A 21,137-nucleotide genomic window follows, 5' to 3' on the forward strand; every position below is an offset into this window, starting at 1 on the left:
AGGACGTGGAGGGTCCGGGAGACTCATCCGGACGACGCCCTCAGAACCCGTGCCGCACGCCGCCGTCCACCGGCAGCATGATGCCCGTCAGATAGGAGGCCCCGGGCGAGAGCAGGAACGCGGCCGCGCGGCCGAACTCCTCCGGGAAGCCGTAGCGGCGCAGCGGGATGCGCGACTCGTTGGCCGCGCGGGTGGCCTCCGGGTCGGCGGAGAGGGCGTCGAGCTCGCGGACGCGGTCCGTGTCGATGCGGGCCGGAAGCAGGCCGACGACGCGGATGCCGCGCGGGCCCAGCTCGTCCGCCAGTGACTTGGCGAAGCCCGCGAGGCCGGGCCGCAGTCCGTTCGAGATGGTCAGCCCCGGGATCGGCTCGTACACCGAGCCGGAGAGCACGAAGCCGATGACACCGCCCTCGCCGAGCTCCGCGGCGGCCGCGCGGGCCAGCCGTACCGCACCGAGGAAGACGGACTCGAACGCGGCCGTCCACTGCTCGTCCGTGTTGTCGGCGACGAAGCCGGGCGGCGGGCCGCCGACGCTGATGAGGATGCCGTCGAAACCGCCGAAGTGCTCATGGGCGGCGCCGATCAGCCGGTCCGCGACCGCCGGGTCGGCATTGTCGGCGGACACACCGACGGCGTTCGGGCCGAGCGCCGCGGCGGCCTCGGTCACCCGCTTCTCGTCCCGCCCCGTGACGATCACCTTCGCGCCGTCGGCGACGAGCTCACGCGCCGCGGCGTTGCCCAGGCCACGGGTGGCACCCGTGACGACGTACACACGGTCCTTCAGTCCAAGATCCATGACCCCTATCCTGCCCTCTCGCCCCCGAACAGGGCGAGGGCGGTGGTCACCAGACCGATATGACTGAACGCCTGCGGGAAGTTCCCGAGCTGGCGCCCGGCGATGGGGTCGTACTCCTCGGAGAGCAGGCCCACGTCGTTGGCCAGCCCCACCAGCCGCTCGAACAGCTCCCGCGCCTCGTCGGTGCGGCCCGTCATGTGCAGCGCCTCCGCGAGCCAGAACGAACAGACGAGGAACGTGCCCTCGTCGCCGGGCAGTCCGTCGATGTCGGTCTCGTCGGTGCTGTAGCGGCGCACGAAACCGCTGTGGCCGAGTTCGTCGCGGATCGCGTTGATCGTGCCGATCACCCGCGGATCGTCGGGCGGCAGGAAACCGACGCGGGGGATGAGCAGCGTGGAGGCGTCCAGTTCGCGTGAACCGTAGGACTGCGTGAAGGTGTTCCGCTCGGCGTCGTAGCCGCGCTCGCACACCTCCCGGTGCACCTCGTCCCGCATCGCCCGCCAGCCCTCCAGGTCGCCGGTGAGCTTCGGGTCGAACTCCAGCGCCCGGACCGCGCGGTCGGCGGCCACCCACGCCATCACCTTCGAGTGCACGAAGTGCCGGCGCGGCCCGCGCACCTCCCACAGTCCCTCGTCCGGCTGTCGCCAGGCGGTCCGCAGGAACTCCATCAGGGCGACCTGCACCCGCCACATGTGCGGCTTCATGGGCAGCCCCGCGCGCCGGGCCAGCGTGAGCGAGTCGATGACCTCGCCGTACACGTCCAGCTGCAATTGCTCCACCGCGTCGTTGCCCACCCGGACGGGTGCGGAGTCCGCGAAGCCGGGCAGCCACGGCAGTTCGTACTCGGTGAGGCGGCGCTCGCCACCGAGGCCGTACATGATCTGCAGGTCCGCCGGGTCGCCCGCGACCGCCCGCAGCAGCCAGTCACGCCAGGCCTCGGCCTCCTCCACGTACCCGACGGAGAGCAGCGCGCCGAGGGTGAGCGTGGCGTCGCGCAGCCAGCAGTAGCGGTAGTCCCAGTTGCGGATGCCGCCCAGCTCCTCCGGGAGCGAGGTGGTGGGAGCGGCCACGATGCCCCCGGTCGGCTCGTAGGTGAGGGCCTTCAGGGTGATCAACGACCGCACGACCATGTCCCGGTGCGGCCCCTCGTAGCTGCAGCGCGCCGCCCACTTCTGCCAGTCCTCGACGCTGGAGCGCAGCGCGTCCAAGGGATCGCAGAGCGGCGGGCGCGGCCGGTGCGAGGGGTGCCAGGTGAGCACGAAGGCCACCTTCTCGCCGGCCTCCACGGTGAACTCCGAGTACGTGCGGAAGTCCTTGCCCCAGGTGCGCACGGGCGGCTCGCTGCGGAACCAGACGGCGTCCGGCCCCGCCACGGCCACCCGCTGGCCGTCCGATCTGCGCATCCACGGCACGACCGAGCCGTAGTCGAAGCGCAGCCGGAGGGTGCTGCGCATCGTCACCCGGCCGCTGAGCCCTTCGACGACGCGTACGAGATCGGGGGCGTGTTCGCGCTGCGGCATCAGGTCGGTGACGCGGACCGAGCCCTCGTCCGTCTCCCACTCGGTGTCCAGCACCAGCGAGTCGGGCCGGTACGCGCGGCGGGTGCAGGGACCCGCGCCCTTGGGCCCGAGGCGCCAGTGGCCGTGGTCGTCGTCGCCCAGCAGCGCCGCGAAGCACGCGGGCGAGTCGAACCGTGGCAGACACAGCCAGTCGACCGAGCCGTCGCGCCCCACCAGGGCGGCCGTCTGTTCGTCGCCGATGAGCGCGTAGTCCTCGATGCGTCGTTGCACGGTGGACGGGTTCCCGAAGCGGACGACCGCCAATCGGGCCGCCGGAGTGGCGTGAGCACCCGAAAGGGGCGCGGGTGGGTGCGGCGGCGGTCCTCGACGTGGGCCGTATGGGTCTACGGGGCTACACGGCGGCCGGGGTCGTCCCGGGCGGTAGGGGTGTGCGGGTCTCTACACGGCGGCCGGGGTCGCCTCCGGCGTGGTCGCCTTCTCGGCGGCCTCCGCCCGGTCCCGGCGCTCACGCCGGACGAGGACGACCCAGCCCACGGGAACGCCGGCGGAGAACAGCCACCACTGGATGGCGTACGCCATGTGCGGACCGATGTCGCTGTGTTCCGGGTCGGGGATCAGCTCGGGGGAGCCGCCCTTGGGGGCCGGCGAGGTCTGCTCGATGTAGCCGCCGAGGACCTGCTTGCCGAGCCGCTCCGCCTCCTGGCCGCTGTTGATCAGCATGACCTGACGGTCCGGCAGTCCCTGGACGTTCTTGATGCCGCTGTCGGCGGTCGTCTCGTCGGCCATCAGCCGGCCGGTGACGGTGAGCTCGCCCTTCGCGGGCGCGGGGACCTTGGGGAACGCCGTCTGTACGTCGTTCGCGGGGATCCAGCCCCGGTTCACCACCAGCACCCGCCCGTCGTCCAGGACGAAGGGGGTCAGGACGTGGAAGCCGACCTCCCCGTCGGAGTTCGTACGGCGGCGCACCACGACCTCGTGCGCGGTGTCGAAGGTGCCCTTCGCGGTGACCCGGCGGTACAGGTCGTCGTGCCTGACGTGCCGGCCCGGCCCGGTCAGCGACTCGGCGGACACCGGTTCGGCGGCCAGCGAGTTGGAGATCACGGTGTTCAGCGCCACCTTGTGCTCGTGGCGGTGCAGCTGCCAGAAGCCCAGCTCGATCATGGTCGGGATGAGCGCGAGCATCAGAAGGGTGAGAATCACCCACTGCCGGGACAACAGGAAGCGGTACACCCCAATGACGTTACCCCGCATGAATCGGCCCCCGCCGGGAGGGTCCCGACAGGGGCCGCGCGGGGGCCCGACCCGGCTCAGACCCTGTCGATGATGCCCACCCTTCCCTCCGCGCGGGCGCAGTGGGCGCCGCAGTACCAGTGGCCCTCGACCTCGACTCCCTGGCCGATGATCTGGACGCGACAGTGCTCACAGATGGGGGCCATGCGGTGAATCGCGCAGGAGAAGCAGTCGAAGACATGCACCGAACCCTGGGCATGGATTTCGAACGTCATACCGTAGTCATTGCCACATACTTCACATCTCGCCATGCGCCACAGGGTGGGGCGCCGACGCGGATCGGGCGAGCGGGCCGTGGGCGAGTCGCCCGGCAATCACCCGTCTGACCTCGGGCCTGCGGGCGGGTGCGGAGCCCCGGGCGAGGCCCGGCCGAGCCGAGGGCGCTCACGCCCCCGAGGCCGGCTCCACGTCTCGCAGCAGCTGTCCGAACGCGGCCTCGTCGATCACCGGCGTCCCGTACTGCCGGGCCTTGACCACCTTGGACGTACCCGAGTCCGGATCGTTCGTGACGAGCAGGCTGGTGAGCCGGGACAGGCTCGTCGCGATGTGCAGCCCGGCCTCGACGGCGCGGTCCTCCAGCAGCTCGCGGTCGACCGAGGTGTCCCCGGAGAACGCGACCCGCATGCCCTGCTTGAGCGATGCGCCGTCTTCGTACCGGCCCGGGTTGGGGTACGGACAGGCGGGCCGCTTGCGGGAGGGCCGCCAACTGCCCGACCCGTAGCCCCCGGAGGGCGGGCCACCGGTCGACTGCTGTCCGATCCGCGGCGCGCCGGACCACTCGGTGAGTGGCCGGCACTCGAGCAGAGGCAACCGGACCCCGTCGCGCGCGGCGGCCCGCAGGCTCGGCCGGAACGCCTCGGCGAGCACGCGCGCGTCGTCCAGCGCATGGTGCGCCCGCTGCTGTACGACGCCGAAGTGCGCGGCCAGCGACTCCAGCTTGTGGTTGGGCAGCGGCAGCCGCAGCTCCTTGGACAGGGCGATGGTGCACAGGCGCTGACGCACCGGCGCCTCGCTCTCCGCGCGCGCGTACTCGCGGGCGATCATGGACCAGTCGAAGACGGCGTTGTGCGCGACGAGCACCCGGTCCGCGAGGCGGTTCGCGAACTCCTCGGCGATGTCCGGGAAGAGCGGCGCCCCTTCGAGCATGTCGCTCGTCAGACCGTGGATCCACACCGGGCCCGGATCCCGCTCCGGGTTGACCATCGTGTACCAGTGGTCCTCGACCTCGCCGCGTGCGTCCAGCCGGTAGACGGCGGCCGAAATGATCCGGTCGTCCCGGGCCAGCCCGGTGGTCTCCACGTCAACGACCGCGTATCCCTTCGGATACGCGGCCGGCCAGGGGGCTGGGGACGCTGCTGTCGTGAGGTCTTCGAGCATGGTCCATGAGGATACGGGGCGGCTCGGACAGTGACGGTCCGGGCCCGTCGCCGCGCCGCGACCGGCGGCCTCGGGAGGACGGTGCGCCCGCGGGGCCGTACGCGCACGCCTTTCTGACGGATTCTCAGGGCATTTGCTGCGAAATCGGACGGGGCGTCGGCTGTGTGGAGGGGGGGCGTCGACTGGGCGGAATGGGGGCGCCGGTCGTGCGGAGGGGGGCCGGTCGTGCGGAGGGGGGGGCCGGTCGTGCGAACGGGGCGTCGGTCGTGCGGGTGGCCGGCCGGTGTACGGCATCGACCGTACCTGCGAGGGTGTCCGGCGCTCGGGCACGGCGGCCGGCCGGTCCACCCGGGGTGGTCTCGCTCACTCCGGTGACAGAAGCCCGTCGACCAGGGCCCGCACGGACGCGGTGAACAGCCGCTCGGGATCGGCGGGGCGGGCCAGGGCGCGGGCCAGCGCGGAATCGCCCTCGGCCGTATCCGGCGCCCACAGCTCGGGCTCACCCGGCCGCCGGCCGGGTGTGCGCTCGCGGGCGCGCTCCACGAGGACGTGGCCCACGACCTGGAACTGGACGGCGCGTACGACCTCGGCGGCCCGCGCGCCCCGCAGTCCCGCCGCGTGCACCTCGTGCACCAGGGCCTGCTGCGCGGGCAGGAACATCCGTTCCGTCAGGCCGCGTTCGTGCACCATCGCGATCAGGTGCGGATGGGCGCGCAGCCGCCGGCGCAGGATGCGGGCCACGGACACGACGCGCTGCGCGGGCGTGCGGCCGGTCGGCCGGATCTCGCCGAGGTCGGCGACGGTCCGTTCGACGAGCGCGTCGAGCAGGGACTCGCGATTGCCGATGTGCCAGTAGATCGAGGTGACCGCGGTGCCCAGCTCGGCGGCGAGCTTGCGCATGGTCAGGGCTCCGGGCCCGTGCTGCTTCACGAGTCCGGCGGCCGCCTCCAGGACGTCGTCGCGGGTGAGTGCCGGTCTGCCCACGGTGTTCCCTCTCCCGTCGCTCAGAGGCGCTTCGCTGCCCTCAATTCCGTTTTCTGCACGCGTATTTACCCTTCGCGAGGGCTGCTGTAACCCTGTTACAGAGCACCCTCCTGACGGTTCATCAGCGAAGGGCGGTACGACGACATGGCACGAGTGCGGTACGGGGCGCGGACCGAGGCGGAGATCGCCGCCGCGCGCACCGCGGGCGCCAGGCTCCCCGACATCTGGTCGACCGGGGTGGTGGCCGTCTGGGAGAGCGATCCGGACGCGGTCGCGGCGGTCCTGCCGCCGCCTCTCAAGCCCACCGGCCGCGCGCTGGTGCGGGTGAACATCAGCAAGGTCGACCTGCCCGGATACCCGTTGGGCGCGGGCTCGTTCGCCGTCGCGGCCGAGCACGACGGCGTCGAGGGCTGGTACCCGCTGGTCATGCCGATGACCCACGAGCGGGCCCTCACCGGCGGCCGCGAGGTCTTCGGCGAACCCAAGAAGCTCGGCGAGGTGACCGTCGAACGCGAGGGTCTCGTCGTACGGGCGGCACTGGCCCGGCACGGCATCGCGTTCGTCGAGGTGCGCGGCGCGGTCAGCGGGAACCTGCCGCTCCCGGAGCCCGCGCAGAAGACCGACTTCTACTTCAAGTTCCTTCCCGCGGTGGACGGTTCGGGCCTGGAGGGCGATGCCTTCCTGGTGCACTGCCTGCGCAACGAGAAGGTCCGCAGGCTGGAGCGGATCACGGGTGACGTCGTACTGCGTGAATCGATGTACGACCCCGTCGCCGACCTTCCCGTCAGGGAGCTGGTGGGGATCACCATCGGCGAGAAGACCACCGACCAGCGGGGCAGGGTCGTGGAACGGGTCGGCGCGCAGGCCCTGTTGCCGTACATCCACCAGCGTTACGACGATCCGCAGCAGATCCTCGACGGACCGCCCGGGGGGAGTGCCTGATGCGCCTCGGCGAAGGACAGGTCGCGGTCGTCACCGGCGCGGCGAGCGGGATCGGGCTCGCGATGGCCCGGCGGTTCGCGGCCGACGGTCTGAAGGTGGTCCTCGCGGACGTCGAGGAGGGCGCCCTGGAGAAGGCGGCCGCCGAACTGCGGCTGGAGGGCGCCGAGGTGCACGCGCGCGTGGTCGACGTCGGCGAGCGCGAGCAGGTCGTCGCGCTGGCCGAGTCGGTGTACGAGACGTACGGCGCGGTGCACGTGCTGTGCAACAACGCGGGTGTCGGCTCGGGGGCCGAGGGCCGGATGTGGGAGCACGATCCGAACGACTGGAAGTGGGCCTTCGCGGTCAACGTCTGGGGCGTCTTCCACGGCATCCAGGCCTTCGTGCCGCGGATGCTCGCCTCGGGTGAGCCGGGCCATGTCGTCAACACGTCGTCGGGCGACGGCGGGATCGCGCCGCTCCCCACCGCCTCGGTGTACGCCGTCACCAAGGCGGCCGTCGTGACGATGACCGAGTCCCTGTACGCGCATCTGAAGGCGGAGCACGCGCGCGTGGGCGCCTCCGTCCTCTTCCCGGGGCCCCACATGCTCCGCACCGGCCTGTGGGAGTCGCACCGCAACCGCCCCGAGCGGTACGCGAAACAGCGCCCGCGCAGGACGCCCTACCGCAGCCTCGGCCAGTGGGAGGCCGCGATGAAGGAGGCGGGCCGGGACGTGAGCTTCACCCCGGTCGAGGAGGTGGCCGACCTGGTCGCCGAAGGGATCCGCGCGGACCGCTTCTGGCTGCTGCCCGAGAGCGAGCACAGCGACCGGCAGATCCGGGCTCGGGCGCAGTCGATGCTCGACCGTGCCGTGCCGTCGTACCTGGAGAACTTCATCCTGGACTGAGGGGCGTGTGATGACCGCATCAGGGACTGACCGCACCGAGGGGTGTGCGACGACCGCATCAGGGGCCGACCGGACCGAGAGCCCCGGGGCGGTGACCGACCGGGACCCCTACCTGATCATCTCCTCCGACTGCCACGCCGGGCTGCCCACCGAGGAGTACCGGCCCTATCTGGACCCCCGGTTCCACCGGGACTTCGACGACTTCCTCGCGGGACGCGACCGGCGCCGCGAGGAGATGACCCGCCTGGGCGTCCGGAACGAGGCGTTCGCGGACCGGTGGTTCCAGGACAACGAGGAGGGGCTGCGCGGCGGCTGGGACACCGCTCAGCGAGTCAAGGAGCTGGACGGCGACGGGGTGGCCGCCGAGGTCGTCTTCCCGGACGCCGACGCCGTGGACAGCCGGACCGCCGCACCCTTCGGGGTGGGCCTCGGACTCTCCGGCGACCAGGACCCCGAACTCGGCATGGCGGGTGCCCAGGCGCACAACCGCTGGCTCGCGGAGTTCGTCGGTGAACACCCCGAACGGCACTGCGGAGTGGCCCTGTTGCCGATCACGGCCGAGCCGTCACGGGTGGTGGCCGAGATCCACCGTGCCAAGGAGTCGGGCCTGGGCGCCCTGATGATCCCCTCCATGTGGGTCGACAAGGAGCCGTACCACGACCGCCGTTACGACCCCGTGTGGGCCGCGGCCGCCGAGTGCGCGATGCCCGTCGTCACCCACTCCGGCGCGGCCCCGCGCCACGAGTACGGCGACCACCTCGGAATCTACGTCTCCGAGGTCACCTGGTGGCCGGCCCGCCCCCTCTGGTTCCTGCTCTGGTCGGGCGTCTTCGAGCGCCACCCCGGCCTCAGGTTCGGTGTGGCGGAGTCGGGTTGCTGGTGGCTGCCGAATCTCCTGTGGTTCATGGACCGGCTCTACCTCGGTGCGCACGGCGGCAAGAAGCTGTCGCCGTTCGCGGAGCTGCGGCGGCCCCCGCACGAGTACCTGGACCGGCAGGTCTTCATCTGCGCCACCAACACCAAGCGCCGTGAGCTGGCCCAGCGTTACGAGATCGGCGTGGACAACATCCTCTGGGGCAGCGACTTCCCGCACCCCGAGGGGACCTGGCCCGACACGCGCGGGTGGCTGTCGCGGACCTTCCACGACATCCCGGTGCCGGAGACCCGCCGCATGCTGGGCCTGGCCGCGGCGGAGGTCTTCGGCTTCGACGTCGCCGCGCTCACCCCGCTGGCCCGCCGTATCGGCCCCGTCCCGGCCGACCTCGGCCAGCCCGACGACCAGACGGCCGTCGAGGCGTCCTGGGCCCGCTCGCGCGAGGTGGGCAGGCACTGGCTGACGGACCACGACTTCCCGGTGCTGGGGACCGCGTCATGAGCGACCGGTACACGGTGATTTCCGCTGACTGCCACGCGGGCGCCGATCTCCTCGACTACCGGCCGTACTTGGCGAGCAGGCACCACGAGGCGTTCGACGCGTGGGCGGCCGCCTACGTCAATCCGTACGCGGACCTGCTGGCCGACACGGCCGACAGGAACTGGAACTCCGAACGCCGCCTGGCGGAGCTGGAGGAGGACGGGATCGTCGCCGAGGTGGTCTTCCCGAACACGATTCCGCCGTTCTTCCCGTCGGCGTCCCTGATGGCGCCCGCGCCCACACCCGAGGAGTTCGAGCGGCGGTGGGCGGGGCTGCGGGCCCACAACCGCTGGCTCGCGGACTTCTGCGCGGCCGTACCGGGCCGCCGGGCGGGCGTGTTCCAGATCCTCCTGAACGACGTGGACGAGGCGGTGAAGGAGATCCGCTGGGCGGCGGACGCGGGGCTCAGGGGCGGGCTGCTGCTCCCGGGCACACCTCCGGGTTCGGGCCTCCCCGAGCTGTACTCCTCGGCGTACGACCCGATCTGGGCGGTCTGTGCCGACCTGGGGGTGCCGGTGAACCATCACGCGGGCTCGGCGTCGCCGCCACTGGGCGACGAACCCGCCGCGCGGGCGGTCTTCATGGTGGAGACGACCTGGTTCTCGCACCGGGCGCTGTGGCACCTGATCTTCGGCGGCGCGTTCCGGCGGCACCCCGGCCTGAGACTGGTGCTGACGGAACAGGGCTCGGGCTGGATCCCCGGGGTCCTGGACATGCTGGACTACTACCACGGCCGCCTGGTGTCGGCGGCGACGAAGTCGTCGGCCGCTTCGGGGGCGTCCACGGCTTCGGGCTCGTCCACGGCCCAGTCGAAGTCCGGTGCGGCGGCGTCCACGGCCGAGTCGAAGTTCGGTGCGGGACTCGCGGCCTCGATGGGCAAGGGGCCCTCGCAGGTCTGGCGGGACAACTGCTTCGTCGGTGCGAGCTTCATGCGCCCGCACGAGGTGCCGCTGCGCGGCCGTATCGGCCTCGACAAGATCATGTGGGGCAGCGACTACCCGCACGACGAGGGCACGTACCCCTACTCGCGCGAGGGCCTGCGGATCGCGTACGCCGGGCTGCCGCGCGAGGAGATCGCCGCGATGGTCGGCGGCAACGCGGCCCGCGTGTACGGCTTCGACCTGGACCTGCTGGACCCGATCGCGGCGAAGGTCGGCCCCACGGTGGAGGAGGTGGCGGAGCCGCTCCTCACCCCACCGGCGGACGCGACGAGTCCGGTGTTCGCGCGGGGCGGCTCGGTACGGGTCTGGTGACGGGTCGGTACCGGGTGGAAGCCGCTCGGGGTGCGATCCTCCCGGTGTGACCGAACCCACGCACGACGAGCCCCACGGCGGCGCGCTCGGCTCGCGGCTGAACTGGCTGCGAGCCGCGGTCCTGGGCGCCAACGACGGCATCGTCTCCACCGCCGGACTCGTCGTCGGAGTGGCCGGCGCGACGAGCGACCGCGGGTCGCTGCTGACGGCGGGACTGGCGGGCCTGCTCGCCGGCTCCATGTCGATGGCGGCCGGCGAGTACGTCTCCGTGTCCACCCAGCTCGACTCCGAGAAGGCCGCGCTGGCGACGGAGCGCCGCGAGCTGCGGGAGGAGCCGGAGGCGGAACTGGAGGAGCTGACGCAACTGCTGGAGGGGCGGGGGCTGTCGCGCGCGGTGGCCCTCGAGGCTGCGCGGCAGCTCACGGAACGGGACGCGCTGCGGGCCCACGCGAGCGTGGAGCTCGGCATCGACCCCGACGACCTCACCAACCCCTGGCACGCGGCCTGGGCCAGCTTCCTCTCCTTCACGGTCGGCGCGCTGCTCCCGCTGCTCGCGATCGTGCTGCCCCCGAGCGACTGGCGCGTGCCGGTCACCGTGGTGTCGGTACTCGCCGCCCTGGTGCTCACCGGCTGGTCCGGCGCCCGCCTCGGCGCGGCCGGCCCCGGGCGAGCGGTCCTGCGCAACGTGGGAGGCGGGGCACTGGCGATGGGGGTGACATACGCGGCGGGGGCGCTGCTGGGGGCGGCCGGGGTCTAGGCGCCGTGCGTGTCTACTGGGTCCCCATGTGACGGATGAGGATGCCCCGGCCAGGGGTGGACGTTGGTGGAGATCGCCAAGAAGCAAGCGCGTACCGCCGGTAATACTTGTCGGTAACAACGTCTAGCCGCGGCCGACCAGCCGTCCTACGGTGCACCCATGCCGAACCTGCCCGATGTCGTGCTGTGGTCGATACCCGCTTTCGTGCTGCTCACGGTGATCGAGATCGTGAGCGTCCGGCTCCATCCCGACGAGGAGGAGGCGGGGTACGAGACGAAGGACGCCGTGACGAGCGTCGGCATGGGCCTCGGGAGTCTCGCCTTCGACTTCCTGTGGAAGATCCCGATCGTCGCGCTCTACACGGGGCTGTACGAACTGACCCCGCTGCGCGTGCCCGTGCTGTGGTGGACCGTGCCGCTGATGCTGCTCGGCCAGGACTTCTTCTACTACTGGTCGCACCGCGGACATCACGTCATCCGCATCCTCTGGGCGTGCCACGTCGTCCACCACTCCAGCCGGAAGTTCAACCTCACGACCGCTCTGCGCCAGCCCTGGACGTCACTCACCGTCTGGCCCTTCTACGTCCCCCTGATCCTCCTCGGTGTGCACCCCGCCGCGCTTGCCTTCTGCTCCTCGGCGAATCTCGTCTACCAGTTCTGGATCCACACCGAGCGCATCGGCAAGCTGCCCCGCCCCTTCGAGTTCGTCCTCAACACGCCGTCGCACCACCGCGTCCACCACGCCTCCCAGGGCGGCTACCTCGACCGTAACTTCGGCGGGATCCTCATCGTCTGGGACCGGCTCTTCGGGTCCTTCGTCGCGGAGACCGACCGGCCCGTCTACGGGCTCACCAAGAACATCGCCACCTACAACCCGCTGCGCGTGGCCACCCATGAGTACGCCGCCATCGCCAGGGACCTGCGGGCGGCGGTGAGTTGGCGCGAGCGGGCCGGGCGGGTCTTCCGGGGGCCCGGCTGGCAGCCCGCGCGGACGGCCGCCGCGCGGACGCCGGTCCAGGAGCCCGTCGCGTGAACCCACGCCACGCGCGTGTGCTGCTCGCTGCCTTCGGTCTGGTGGCCGCCGTCGACCTCGTCTCCCTGGCGGCCGGGTACGACGCCGGACACACGGTTGCCAAGCCCCTGTTGATGCCGCTGCTCGCCGCCCACACGGCCGTGCGGCGCGGCCCGGGACCGCTCGTCGCGGCGCTGCTCTTCGGGTGGGGCGGCGACACCCTGCTCCTCTTCGACGCCGATGGCGCCTTCCTCGCCGGGATGGCGTCCTTCGCGGCCGGGCACGTGTGCTACCTCGTGCTCTTCCGGAGGACCGCGCAGGTGTCCGCCAGAAGCCGTCCACGCGCGCGTGGAGCATGGCTCGCCGGCGCGTACGGCATCCTCCTCGTCGTCACCGTCGCCCTGCTGTGGCCCGACCTGCCCGCCGGTCTGCGCCTGCCCGTGGGCGGCTACAGCCTGCTGCTGACGGCGATGGCGTACGGAGCCACGCGGCTCGGACCCGTGGCCGGTGCCGGCGGCGCCCTCTTCCTGCTCTCGGACACCCTGATCGCCACCGGGGTCGCCGACTGGCCGCAGCTCCCGCGGCCCGACTTCTGGATCATGCTCACCTATGCCGCGGCACAGTATCTGCTGGTCCGCGGTGTGCTGGGTGCCCTCGGCGAGCGACCCGCACCGACGGCGGCGTACGGTGAAGTGCGCTCGACCACCCCCTGAGCGCATCCGTCGCCGATCAGCCGAGAAGGATCCTCGCCATGCGCGCCACCACCATCCACGCCCCGTTCGACATGCGCGTGGAGGACGTGCCCGACCCCCTCGTCCAGTTGCCCACCGACGCGGTCGTACGGGTCCTGCGGTCCTGTATCTGCGGCAGCGACCTGTGGGCGTACCGCGGTGAGGCGAAGCGGCAGCCGGGGCAGCGGATCGGGCACGAGTTCCTCGGCATCGTCGAGGAGACCGGCTCCGACGTGGCCGGCGTCCGGCGCGGTGACCTCGTCGTCGCGCCCTTCATGTGGTCCGACGGCGTCTGCGACTACTGCCGGGAGGGGCTCACCACCTCCTGCGAGCACGGTGGCTTCTGGGGCGCCGTCGGGTACGACGGCGGACAGGGCGAGGCCGTGCGCGTGCCGTTCGCCGACGGCACGCTGGTGCGGCTGCCCAAGGAGGCGGCCTCCGACGACCACCTGCTGTCGGCCCTGCTCACCCTCTCCGACGTCATGGGGACCGGGCACCACGCCGCCCTCGGCGCGGGGGTGCGGCCCGGTGCGACCGTGGCCGTCGTGGGGGACGGGGCCGTCGGGCTGTGCGCGGTGCTGGCCGCGAGCCGGCTCGGCGCCGAGCGGATCATCGCGCTCGGGCGCCACGAGGTGCGCACGGACATCGCGCGCCGCTTCGGCGCCACGGACGTCGTCGCCGAGCGGGGAGACGCGGCCGTGGAGGCCGTACGTGAACTCACCCGCGGACAGGGCGCGCACTGTGTCGTGGAGGCGGTGGGCACCGAGCAGTCCATGCGGACCGCCGTGAACATCACCCGGGACGGCGGTGCCATCGGCTTCGTCGGCGTCCCGCACGGCAGCGGCACCGGCCTCGACCTCGGTGTGATGTTCGACCGGAACATCGCCCTGCGCGGCGGTGTCGCGCCGGTGCGCGCGTACATCCCGGAGCTGTTGCCCGACGTGCTGGACGGCACCATCGACCCGTCGCCCGTCTTCGACCGGACCGTCGCCCTGGAAGAGGTACCGGAGGGCTACCGGGCGATGGACGAGCGCACCGCGCTCAAGGTCATGGTCGCCAACTGAGGCCTGCAGCAGCTCACACCTGACGGACGCCGGCCGCACACCTGACGGTGGCGCGCCGCACACCCGGCCGACGCGGGCCGCCCCGGGCCGGGCTCACCACCGGATCGGCAGCGGCACCGCCGTGAGCAGCGCCGAGACCGCGACGACCACGCCCAGCGCCACCACCTCCGCCCGCGCGGGGACGCAGGCGCTGAGCGGGTCGGCCTCGCGGCGCAGCCGGAGGCGGGCGCACAGGGCGAGGACGGCGACGCCCGCCACCAGGAGCACCTTGGCGAGCAGGATGCGCCCGTACGCCGTCGTCGTCAGCTGGTCCAGGACGGTGCCCGGAGGCATCCGGCGCAGGGTGCTGCACACCCCGGACGCGGTGATCGCGGCGAGCAGGACGGCCGCCACGCGCGCGTAGCGCCCGAGCAGGGCCGCGCCCGCCTCGGAGGTGCGCCAGGCGCGCAGCAGCCGCAGGACGTGCAGGAGTCCGCCCGCCCACAGCGCGGCGCAGACGAGGTGGATCAGTGTCAGTCCCGAGCCGGTCAGTGGGCTGTGCTCCGTCTGGGGGTGGGCGCGCAGCGCCTCCGCCACGACGACCGCGGCCAGCGGCCACACCTGCCTGGCCGGCCGGCGCGAGAGGGCGCACAGCCCGGCCACCACGAACGCGTTGACCTCCAGCAGCGCCAGCGCGCCCTCCCGCGTGCGGTAGAGGCCGCCCACGTCGATGTCCGCGAGGTGATGGGGCACCAGATTGCCGGTGGCCACGACGGAGGCGAGCCCCAGCGCGGCGACGGAACCGGCGAGCGTGGCGAAGAGGGTCCAGCTGCGCGGCGGGTCCACCGGCGGCGCCCCCGGCACCCGGCGGGCCAGCCGGGCGGCGAACAGCTCCCCCGCGCAGACGCACACCGCGGCGAACAGGACCGTCCGCAGCAGGGCGACACCACCCGCGCCGGGCGCGGCCGCCTCGCCGGTGCCCCGCAGCGCGGCGGACGGGCCGAGCAGGGGAATCAGCGCGGCCAGTGCCACCAGGACGAGGACGGCGACGGCACGCCCGGCGGCCGGGCGCCGCGCGGGACCGCTCGCGTCGCCCACCTCGGCCGTCGGTCGTATCAAGGTCACCTCAAGATCTTCACCAGACGCCACAGATCCGGGCAACTCCAGGAAAACAGCTGGAGGAACGGCATTCTGCCCAAATCCGGGTTTCCGGCCGTCCCGTCGGCCCCGGGTGCTGCGGGCCCTCCCGCCCCGCCCTTCCGTGCACATCCGGGCGCACCCTGACGCCCCGCGGACGCTTCCGGCGGCCGCGCGCCTCAGGTCCAGCGCCCCGGGCCCGCGCCCCGGGCCGACAGTCGGGCCACCACCGGGACCCGGTCGCCGCTCGGCGAGCGCCCACGGGGTGAGCTCGAGGAGAGCGCAGGGGCCGGGCGGCACTGCGCCGCCCGGCCCCTGGGTCATCTGACCGCCGTCTCCGGCGGGGTGGTTACTTCGTCACCGCGTCCAGTGCGTCCGCGATGCCCCAGCCGTAGAACCCGTTGTGGTTCTTCGAGCCCTCGCACACGGCGTCGACCTTGCCGTCGCCGTTGATGTCGTACGGGTCGGTGCACTGTGTGCCGTCGGCCTCGGCGTACAGCAGCGCCTTCACCAGGGCGGCGGAGGCGTGCGGGTGCGTCGACTTGATCAGGGCGGCGACACCCGCGACATGCGGCGCCGCCATCGACGTACCGGCCATGTAACCCCACTTGCCGCCGGGGAGCGTGCCGAGGATCAGGCCGCTCGTCGCGGGCGGGGCGGGCGGCTGGTAACTGGTGGAGTCGCCGCCGGGTGCGGCGATGTCGATGACGCCCAGACCGTAGTTGGAGAAGGACGACTTGAGGTTCTTCGCGCCCGTCGCCGCCACGGTGACCACACCCGGCAACTGGGTCGGGATGTCATAGCACTTGGACGGGTCGATCACCCGGTCCGACGGCGTCGAGTCGTTCGGGGACGACGGGTCCGTGATCTCGTCCGCCGCCAGGTCGTAGCTCTCGTTGCCCGCCGCCGCGACGTTGACCGCGCCCTTCTTCTCCGCGTACTGCGTGGCGCGGGTGATCGCGTCGACGAGGGCCTTCTGGTCCGGGTCGTCCGTGCAGTTGAAGTACCAGGGGTCGGTGTAATAGCTGTTGTTCGTCACGTCGACGCCGTGCTCCGCGGCCCACACGAAACCGCACACCACCGCCTCCGTATAGAAGTAGCCGTCCGGGTTGGCCACCTTGATGCCAGCGACCTTCACGCCGGGAGCGACACCCGTCATGCCGATGCCGTTCTTGGCGGCGGCGATCTCGCCCGCGACATGCGTGCCGTGCGGGCTCTCGGCGGCGCTGGGCCGCCAGGCTCCGTCGGCCGTGTTCGGCGCGCCCGACACACAGTTGACCGACGCGTCGCGGTCGAAGTTCGGCGCGATGTCGGGGTGGGTGTCGTCGACGCCGGTGTCGATCACCGCGACGGTGACCTTCTTGCTGCCGAGCGTCTTCTCGTGCGCCTTGTCCGCCTTGATGGCGGCCAGGTCCCACTGCAGGGACTCCAACGGGTCCTGCCCGGCGGCGGACTGGGCGTCGGCGACCTGCTGTGCGGTCAGCGCCTTAGGCGTGCCCTCGTCGGTGGTCGACTGCGCGGGCAGTGGCGCGTTGCGCGTGGCACCGGCCGACTCGACCCCGCGGACGCCACGGATCGTCTTGGCGAAGTCGGCGTTCGACGAGTGGACGACGAGTACGCCGATCCGGTCGTACGACGCCACGATCGTGCCGTCCGCCTGGGCCACGGCCTGCTTCACGTGCGCGGAAGGGCCGTGCCCGGGGCGGACGTTGACGATGTAGCTGAGCGAGGTCGCGTCCGCCGCCGTGGCCTGCGGAGCGGCGCTGTCGGCCGCCGACGCGCTCACGTTCGGCAGGAAGGCGAGGGCGGTCGCCACGGCCATCCCCAGCGGGATCGCTATCGCGCGCCGGGAGCGCGGGTGAGGCGCGTTCATGAGAAATCTCCAGTTCGTTCGCGGTACGAGCGGTACAAGCCGTGCGGGAGGCTCAAGGGGTGGTGCCGCGGCTACTTGACCGCACGCAGAGCGTTGACGATGCCGAATCCGTAGAAGCCGTTCACGCGCTTGCCGCCCTTGCAGACCGCGTCCTGCGTGCCGTCGCCGTCCTGGTCGTACGAGGCGGGGCAGCCGGGGTTGTCGGCCTGGGCCTTGAGCAGCGCCTGCAACTGGGCCGGAGTCGCCCACGGGTGCGTGGACTTCAGCAGCGCGGCGACACCGGCGGCGTGCGGCGACGCCATCGAGGTGCCCTGCAGATAGCCGTAGGCGTTGTTGGGCATGGTGGACAGGATCCGGCCGTTCTTCGACGGGGTGTCCGGGATCTGGTAGAGCCGGTCGCCGCCCGGCGCCGCGATGTCGATGACGCCGTTGCCGTACGAGGAGTAGTACGACTTGAGGTTCTGCACGCCCGTTGCGCTCACGGTGACCACGCCCGGCAGCTGGGTCGGCACGTCGAAGCACTCGTGCGGGTCGATCGTGCGGGGGACCGGCGTCGTGTCGTCGGGGCTGGAGTCGTCGACGATGGCGTCCGAGTCGAGGTCGTGGTTGGAGTTGCCGGCCGAGGCCAGGTTGAGGGTGCCCTTCTTCTGGGCGTACAGCTGGGCCCGGTTCACCGCGTCGACGATGGCCCGCTGGTCCGGGTCGTCCATGCAGTTGTACAGCCACGGGTCCACGTAGTAGCTGTTGTTGGTGATCTCGACGCCGTGGTCGGCGGCGAACACGAAGGCGCAGACGACGCTCTCCGGGAAGTACAGCTCGCTGACCGGGTCGGCCACCGTGATGCCGGCGACCTTGACGTTCGGGGCGACACCGGCGACGCCGATGTCATTGCGGGCGGCGGCGATCTCACCGGCGACGTGCGTGCCGTGGTAGTGCTCGGGCTCCGCCGGACGCCAGGCGCCGTACGTGGTGTCGGCCTTGCCGCCCACGCAGTTCGCGGACTGTGCCGCGGAGAAGTTCGGGGCGAGGTCCGGGTGGGTGTCGTCGACGCCGTTGTCGATCACGGCGACGGTCACCTTGCGACTGCCCGGGTTGATCCGCGCGGCCTTGTCGGCGCCGATCGCGCGCAGATCCCACTGCTCGTTCTCCAGCGGCTCCTCGCCCGCGGCGGCCGTCCCGGAGACCTTGGCGGCCTCCTTGGCCGACAGCGGCTGCGCGGCGCCCTCGTCCGTCGTCCCCGCCGCGGTCAGCGGCGCGGTCCGCGTCGCACCCGCCGACTGAACCCCGCGCACCGCGCGTATCTGCCGGCCGAAGTCCGGGTTGGCCGACTGGACGACGATCACACCGATCTTCTCGTACGCGTAGACCACGCTGCCGTCGGCCGCGGCGATCGCCTTCTTCACCGACTCGACCGTGCGGTGGTCCGCCTTGGTGTTGACCACGTACGGCACGGTCGGAGCGTCCGCGCTCGTCACGGCGGACGGGGCGTCCGAGGCCGCGGACGCGGCGGTCGGCAGGAAGCCGAGCGAGGCGGTGAGCGACAGGACGACCGGAACGGCGAGCGCGAGGCGGCGTCTGGAACGCAGATGAACCATGGGGTCTCCACATCATCCGAAAACGGAACTGCCCGAACACAGGTGGTGCTCGGGCAGGTACATGACGGGGTGGTGCAGGGCGAAGCTATCCCCCGCCCCACCTGGCCAGCAATGAAATCCGGAGATGACTTCCGAAAGAAATGCAGTGAGTTGAACCGGTCCACGCGTGGCGCCGTGACCTTGAGCAGGGAGCGCGAGCACGATCGAGCCCCCTGTCGGATCACACCCCGGGGCCCTGACACCGCCACAGGTTCACGTGATCCGCATCAATGTGAGGTCAGAGCCGTCCATGTCCGTGTCCAGCCCGTCCCCAGCACCCTCGGCAAGCCCCCCAACGACCCCGCCCCCATCCGCAACCGCACCCGCAACGCGAGGAGACTCCGTGGCCACCGACGCACCGCCCCCCTCGAAACCCCAGCCCACTCTCCCCTCCACCGAGGAGTTCGTCGAGGTCCAGGCGAGCGCCGAGTTCGGTGAACTGCGCCACTCCCACCGGTCGTTCGCCTTTCCGCTGACCGTCGGCTTCATCCTCTGGTACCTGCTGTACGTCCTGCTCTCGAACTACGCGGGCGACTTCATGGGCACCAAGCTCTTCGGCAACATCAATGTCGCCCTGGTGCTCGGTCTCGCCCAGTTCCTCACCACGTTCCTCATCGCCTGGTGGTACTCGCGGCACGCCGCCACCCAGCTCGACCCCAAGGCAGAGGCGATCAAAACCCGGATGGAGGGCGGCGCATGAACCCCGCGATCACTCAGGTCCAGCTCGCGGCGGGAGAGGCCAGCGAGCACCGCCCGCTGATCATCTCCCTGTTCGCCGTCTTCGTCGCGGCCACCCTCGTCATCACCGTGTGGGCCGGCCGGCAGACCAAGAGCGCGGCCGACTTCTACGCGGGCGGGCGCCAGTTCAGCGCCTTCCAGAACGGACTCGCCGTCTCCGGCGACTACATGTCCGCCGCCTCGTTCCTCGGCATCGCGGGAGCCATCGCCCTCTTCGGGTACGACGGCTTCCTGTACTCCATCGGCTTCCTCGTGGCCTGGCTGGTGGCGCTGCTGCTGGTCGCCGAGCCGCTGCGCAACTCCGGCCGGTACACGATGGGTGACGTCCTCGCGTACCGCATGCGCCAGCGTCCCGTGCGCACCGCGGCCGGCACCTCCACGATCGTCGTCTCGATCTTCTATCTGCTGGCCCAGATGGCGGGCGCGGGCGTCCTGGTCTCGCTGCTCCTCGGCATCACCAGCGACGGCGGCAAGATCGGCATCGTCGCCCTGGTCGGCGTCCTGATGATCGTGTACGTCACCATCGGCGGCATGAAGGGCACCACCTGGGTGCAGATGGTCAAGGCTGTGCTGCTCATCTGCGGCACCATCCTGATCACCTTCCTGGTGCTGCTGAAGTTCAACTTCAACATCTCCGACCTGCTGGGCACGGCGGCCGAGAACAGCGGCAAGGGCAGTGCCTTCCTGGAGCCGGGTCTCAAGTACGGCGCCACTTCGACGTCCAAGATCGACTTCATCTCGCTGGGCATCGCGCTGGTGCTGGGCACGGCGGGCCTGCCGCACATCCTGATCCGCTTCTACACGGTCCCCGACTCCAAGGCCGCCCGTAAGTCGGTGAACTGGGCGATCGGCATCATCGGCGGCTTCTACCTGATGACCATCGCGCTCGGCTTCGGCGCCGCCGCCCTCATCAAGCCGGAAGAGATCATCGCCTCCAACAAGGCGGGCAACACGGCGGCCCCGCTGCTCGCGCTGCATCTCGGCGGCGTCGACTCGACCTGGGGGGCGATCCTGCTCGCCAGCATCTCCGCGGTCGCCTTCGCCACGATCCTCGCGGTCGTCGCCGGTCTGACACTGGCCTCGTCCTCGTCGTTCGCGCACGACATCTACGCGAACGTGATCAGGAAGGGCGCCGCCACCGAGAAGGAGGAGATCAGGGCCGCCCGCTACGCCACGATCGCCATCGGTGTGGTGTCCATCGGCCTCGGCGCCCTCGCCCGCGACCTGAACGTGGCCGGCCTGGTCGCGCTCGCCTTCGCGGTCGCCGCCTCCGCCAACCTGCCGACGATCCTCTACAGCCTCTTCTGGAAGCGGTTCACCACCCAGGGCGCCCTGTGGTCGATCTACGGCGGTCTGATCACGGCGGTCGGCCTGGTGCTCTTCTCGCCGGTGGTCTCGGGCAAGCCCACCTCGATGTTCACGGGGGCGAACTTCGACTGGTTCCCGCTGGAGAACCCCGGCATCATCTCCATCCCGGTCGGCTTCCTGCTGGGCTGGCTCGGCACGATCCTGTCCAAGGAGGAGCCCGACACCGGCAAGTACGCCGAGCTGGAGGTTCGCTCGCTCACGGGCACCGGCGCGCACTGACGCTGCCCGCTCGACGGCCCCGTCGTGGACGCTGGTGGATCACCACTAGTAGGTCTCTACGACGGGGCCTCGCCGTACCTCGTGGGATCGGGCCGCCCCCACTGTCAGCCCCGTCACGTAGGCTCGCTGGTGTCAGATGAATGTGATCCGGTATCGAGGGAGGGGG

The 21,137-nt window shown here is 71.5% G+C and carries 19 protein-coding genes; 10 read left to right on the forward strand and 9 right to left on the reverse strand.

All coding sequences use genetic code 11. The features are described from left to right. Positions 1-40 precede the first annotated feature (40 nt). From ACFWM2_RS19405 to ACFWM2_RS19430, 6 genes are all read right to left on the reverse strand, one after another. Positions 41-796 carry an SDR family oxidoreductase gene (locus ACFWM2_RS19405; RefSeq protein ID WP_383280918.1) on the reverse strand — a complete coding sequence of 252 codons (756 nt, stop codon included), beginning with the start codon at positions 794-796 and terminating at the stop codon, positions 41-43. Between the two features lie 5 nt (positions 797-801). Then, on the reverse strand, positions 802-2,586 hold the full coding sequence (locus tag ACFWM2_RS19410) for a glycoside hydrolase family 15 protein (protein WP_383280921.1): 1,785 nt from the start codon (positions 2,584-2,586) through the stop codon (positions 802-804). Positions 2,587-2,754: 168 nt separating this feature from the next. Next, complete coding sequence (locus ACFWM2_RS19415) at positions 2,755-3,546, reverse strand: SURF1 family protein (protein ID WP_383280923.1); 792 nt, start codon at positions 3,544-3,546, stop codon at positions 2,755-2,757. A gap of 77 nt (positions 3,547-3,623) precedes the next feature. After that, positions 3,624-3,857 carry a hypothetical protein gene (locus ACFWM2_RS19420; RefSeq protein WP_383280926.1) on the reverse strand — a complete coding sequence of 78 codons (234 nt, stop codon included), beginning with the start codon at positions 3,855-3,857 and terminating at the stop codon, positions 3,624-3,626. Between the two features lie 133 nt (positions 3,858-3,990). After that, complete coding sequence (locus ACFWM2_RS19425) at positions 3,991-4,983, reverse strand: DEDDh family exonuclease (protein WP_383280929.1); 993 nt, start codon at positions 4,981-4,983, stop codon at positions 3,991-3,993. Between the two features lie 363 nt (positions 4,984-5,346). Continuing rightward, complete coding sequence (locus ACFWM2_RS19430; RefSeq protein ID WP_383280931.1) at positions 5,347-5,967, reverse strand: TetR/AcrR family transcriptional regulator; 621 nt, start codon at positions 5,965-5,967, stop codon at positions 5,347-5,349. 144 nt (positions 5,968-6,111) lie between these two features. Here ACFWM2_RS19430 and ACFWM2_RS19435 point away from each other — a divergent pair, with 144 nt between their 5' ends. The 8 genes from ACFWM2_RS19435 to ACFWM2_RS19470 all read left to right on the forward strand — a co-directional run bounded on the left by ACFWM2_RS19435 (position 6,112) and on the right by ACFWM2_RS19470 (position 14,023). Next, positions 6,112-6,909, forward strand: a complete 798-nt coding sequence (locus tag ACFWM2_RS19435) for an acetoacetate decarboxylase family protein (protein WP_383280934.1) — start codon at positions 6,112-6,114, stop codon at positions 6,907-6,909. Then, a complete protein-coding gene (locus ACFWM2_RS19440; RefSeq protein ID WP_383280937.1) occupies positions 6,909-7,793 on the forward strand; it encodes an SDR family NAD(P)-dependent oxidoreductase in 885 nt (294 codons plus the stop codon). The genes ACFWM2_RS19435 and ACFWM2_RS19440 overlap by 1 nt, the downstream gene beginning before the upstream one ends. A gap of 91 nt (positions 7,794-7,884) precedes the next feature. Next, positions 7,885-9,168 carry an amidohydrolase family protein gene (locus ACFWM2_RS19445; RefSeq protein ID WP_383281118.1) on the forward strand — a complete coding sequence of 428 codons (1,284 nt, stop codon included), beginning with the start codon at positions 7,885-7,887 and terminating at the stop codon, positions 9,166-9,168. Continuing rightward, the gene (locus ACFWM2_RS19450) at positions 9,165-10,460 is read left to right on the forward strand and encodes an amidohydrolase family protein (RefSeq protein WP_383280939.1); all 1,296 of its coding nucleotides are present in this window, start codon (positions 9,165-9,167) and stop codon (positions 10,458-10,460) included. Before ACFWM2_RS19445 ends, ACFWM2_RS19450 begins: the two co-directional genes overlap by 4 nt. 46 nt (positions 10,461-10,506) lie before the next feature. Continuing rightward, positions 10,507-11,217 carry a VIT family protein gene (locus tag ACFWM2_RS19455; RefSeq protein ID WP_383280942.1) on the forward strand — a complete coding sequence of 237 codons (711 nt, stop codon included), beginning with the start codon at positions 10,507-10,509 and terminating at the stop codon, positions 11,215-11,217. Positions 11,218-11,376: 159 nt separating this feature from the next. Continuing rightward, positions 11,377-12,249: a sterol desaturase family protein gene (locus ACFWM2_RS19460; RefSeq protein WP_383280945.1), complete on the forward strand. Its 873-nt coding sequence runs from the start codon at positions 11,377-11,379 to the stop codon at positions 12,247-12,249. Continuing rightward, positions 12,246-12,941, forward strand: a complete 696-nt coding sequence (locus tag ACFWM2_RS19465; protein ID WP_383280948.1) for a lysoplasmalogenase — start codon at positions 12,246-12,248, stop codon at positions 12,939-12,941. Before ACFWM2_RS19460 ends, ACFWM2_RS19465 begins: the two co-directional genes overlap by 4 nt. A 38-nt stretch (positions 12,942-12,979) precedes the next feature. Then, positions 12,980-14,023: a zinc-dependent alcohol dehydrogenase family protein gene (locus ACFWM2_RS19470; RefSeq protein ID WP_383280951.1), complete on the forward strand. Its 1,044-nt coding sequence runs from the start codon at positions 12,980-12,982 to the stop codon at positions 14,021-14,023. A 93-nt stretch (positions 14,024-14,116) separates the two neighbouring features. On the opposite strand, the gene ACFWM2_RS19475 is transcribed toward ACFWM2_RS19470, so the two are convergent. The 3 genes from ACFWM2_RS19475 to ACFWM2_RS19485 all read right to left on the reverse strand — a co-directional run bounded on the left by ACFWM2_RS19475 (position 14,117) and on the right by ACFWM2_RS19485 (position 18,607). After that, a complete protein-coding gene (locus ACFWM2_RS19475) occupies positions 14,117-15,127 on the reverse strand; it encodes a CopD family protein (RefSeq protein WP_383280954.1) in 1,011 nt (336 codons plus the stop codon). A 361-nt stretch (positions 15,128-15,488) separates the two neighbouring features. Continuing rightward, positions 15,489-17,012: a S8 family serine peptidase gene (locus ACFWM2_RS19480; protein WP_383280957.1), complete on the reverse strand. Its 1,524-nt coding sequence runs from the start codon at positions 17,010-17,012 to the stop codon at positions 15,489-15,491. 71 nt (positions 17,013-17,083) lie between these two features. Further along, on the reverse strand, positions 17,084-18,607 hold the full coding sequence (locus ACFWM2_RS19485; RefSeq protein WP_383280960.1) for a S8 family serine peptidase: 1,524 nt from the start codon (positions 18,605-18,607) through the stop codon (positions 17,084-17,086). A gap of 382 nt (positions 18,608-18,989) precedes the next feature. Here ACFWM2_RS19485 and ACFWM2_RS19490 point away from each other — a divergent pair, with 382 nt between their 5' ends. Further along, on the forward strand, positions 18,990-19,346 hold the full coding sequence (locus ACFWM2_RS19490; RefSeq protein WP_383280963.1) for a DUF485 domain-containing protein: 357 nt from the start codon (positions 18,990-18,992) through the stop codon (positions 19,344-19,346). Next, positions 19,343-20,971, forward strand: a complete 1,629-nt coding sequence (locus ACFWM2_RS19495) for a cation acetate symporter (protein ID WP_383280966.1) — start codon at positions 19,343-19,345, stop codon at positions 20,969-20,971. Before ACFWM2_RS19490 ends, ACFWM2_RS19495 begins: the two co-directional genes overlap by 4 nt. The last annotated feature ends 166 nt before the right edge of the window (positions 20,972-21,137 follow it).

This window comes from Streptomyces sp. NPDC058371 (assembly GCF_042723265.1).
Lineage (GTDB): Bacteria > Actinomycetota > Actinomycetes > Streptomycetales > Streptomycetaceae > Streptomyces.

Coding starts and splice junctions, on each gene's coding strand:
- ACFWM2_RS19460 (WP_383280945.1), top strand. CDS start 11,377: ATGCCGAACCTGCCCGATGTCGTGCTGTGGTCGATACCCGCTTTCGTG.
- ACFWM2_RS19440 (WP_383280937.1), top strand. CDS start 6,909: ATGCGCCTCGGCGAAGGACAGGTCGCGGTCGTCACCGGCGCGGCGAGC.
- ACFWM2_RS19480 (WP_383280957.1), bottom strand. CDS start 17,012: ATGAACGCGCCTCACCCGCGCTCCCGGCGCGCGATAGCGATCCCGCTG.
- ACFWM2_RS19485 (WP_383280960.1), bottom strand. CDS start 18,607: ATGGTTCATCTGCGTTCCAGACGCCGCCTCGCGCTCGCCGTTCCGGTC.
- ACFWM2_RS19470 (WP_383280951.1), top strand. CDS start 12,980: ATGCGCGCCACCACCATCCACGCCCCGTTCGACATGCGCGTGGAGGAC.
- ACFWM2_RS19420 (WP_383280926.1), bottom strand. CDS start 3,857: ATGGCGAGATGTGAAGTATGTGGCAATGACTACGGTATGACGTTCGAA.
- ACFWM2_RS19495 (WP_383280966.1), top strand. CDS start 19,343: ATGAACCCCGCGATCACTCAGGTCCAGCTCGCGGCGGGAGAGGCCAGC.
- ACFWM2_RS19405 (WP_383280918.1), bottom strand. CDS start 796: ATGGATCTTGGACTGAAGGACCGTGTGTACGTCGTCACGGGTGCCACC.
- ACFWM2_RS19450 (WP_383280939.1), top strand. CDS start 9,165: ATGAGCGACCGGTACACGGTGATTTCCGCTGACTGCCACGCGGGCGCC.
- ACFWM2_RS19435 (WP_383280934.1), top strand. CDS start 6,112: ATGGCACGAGTGCGGTACGGGGCGCGGACCGAGGCGGAGATCGCCGCC.
- ACFWM2_RS19425 (WP_383280929.1), bottom strand. CDS start 4,983: ATGCTCGAAGACCTCACGACAGCAGCGTCCCCAGCCCCCTGGCCGGCC.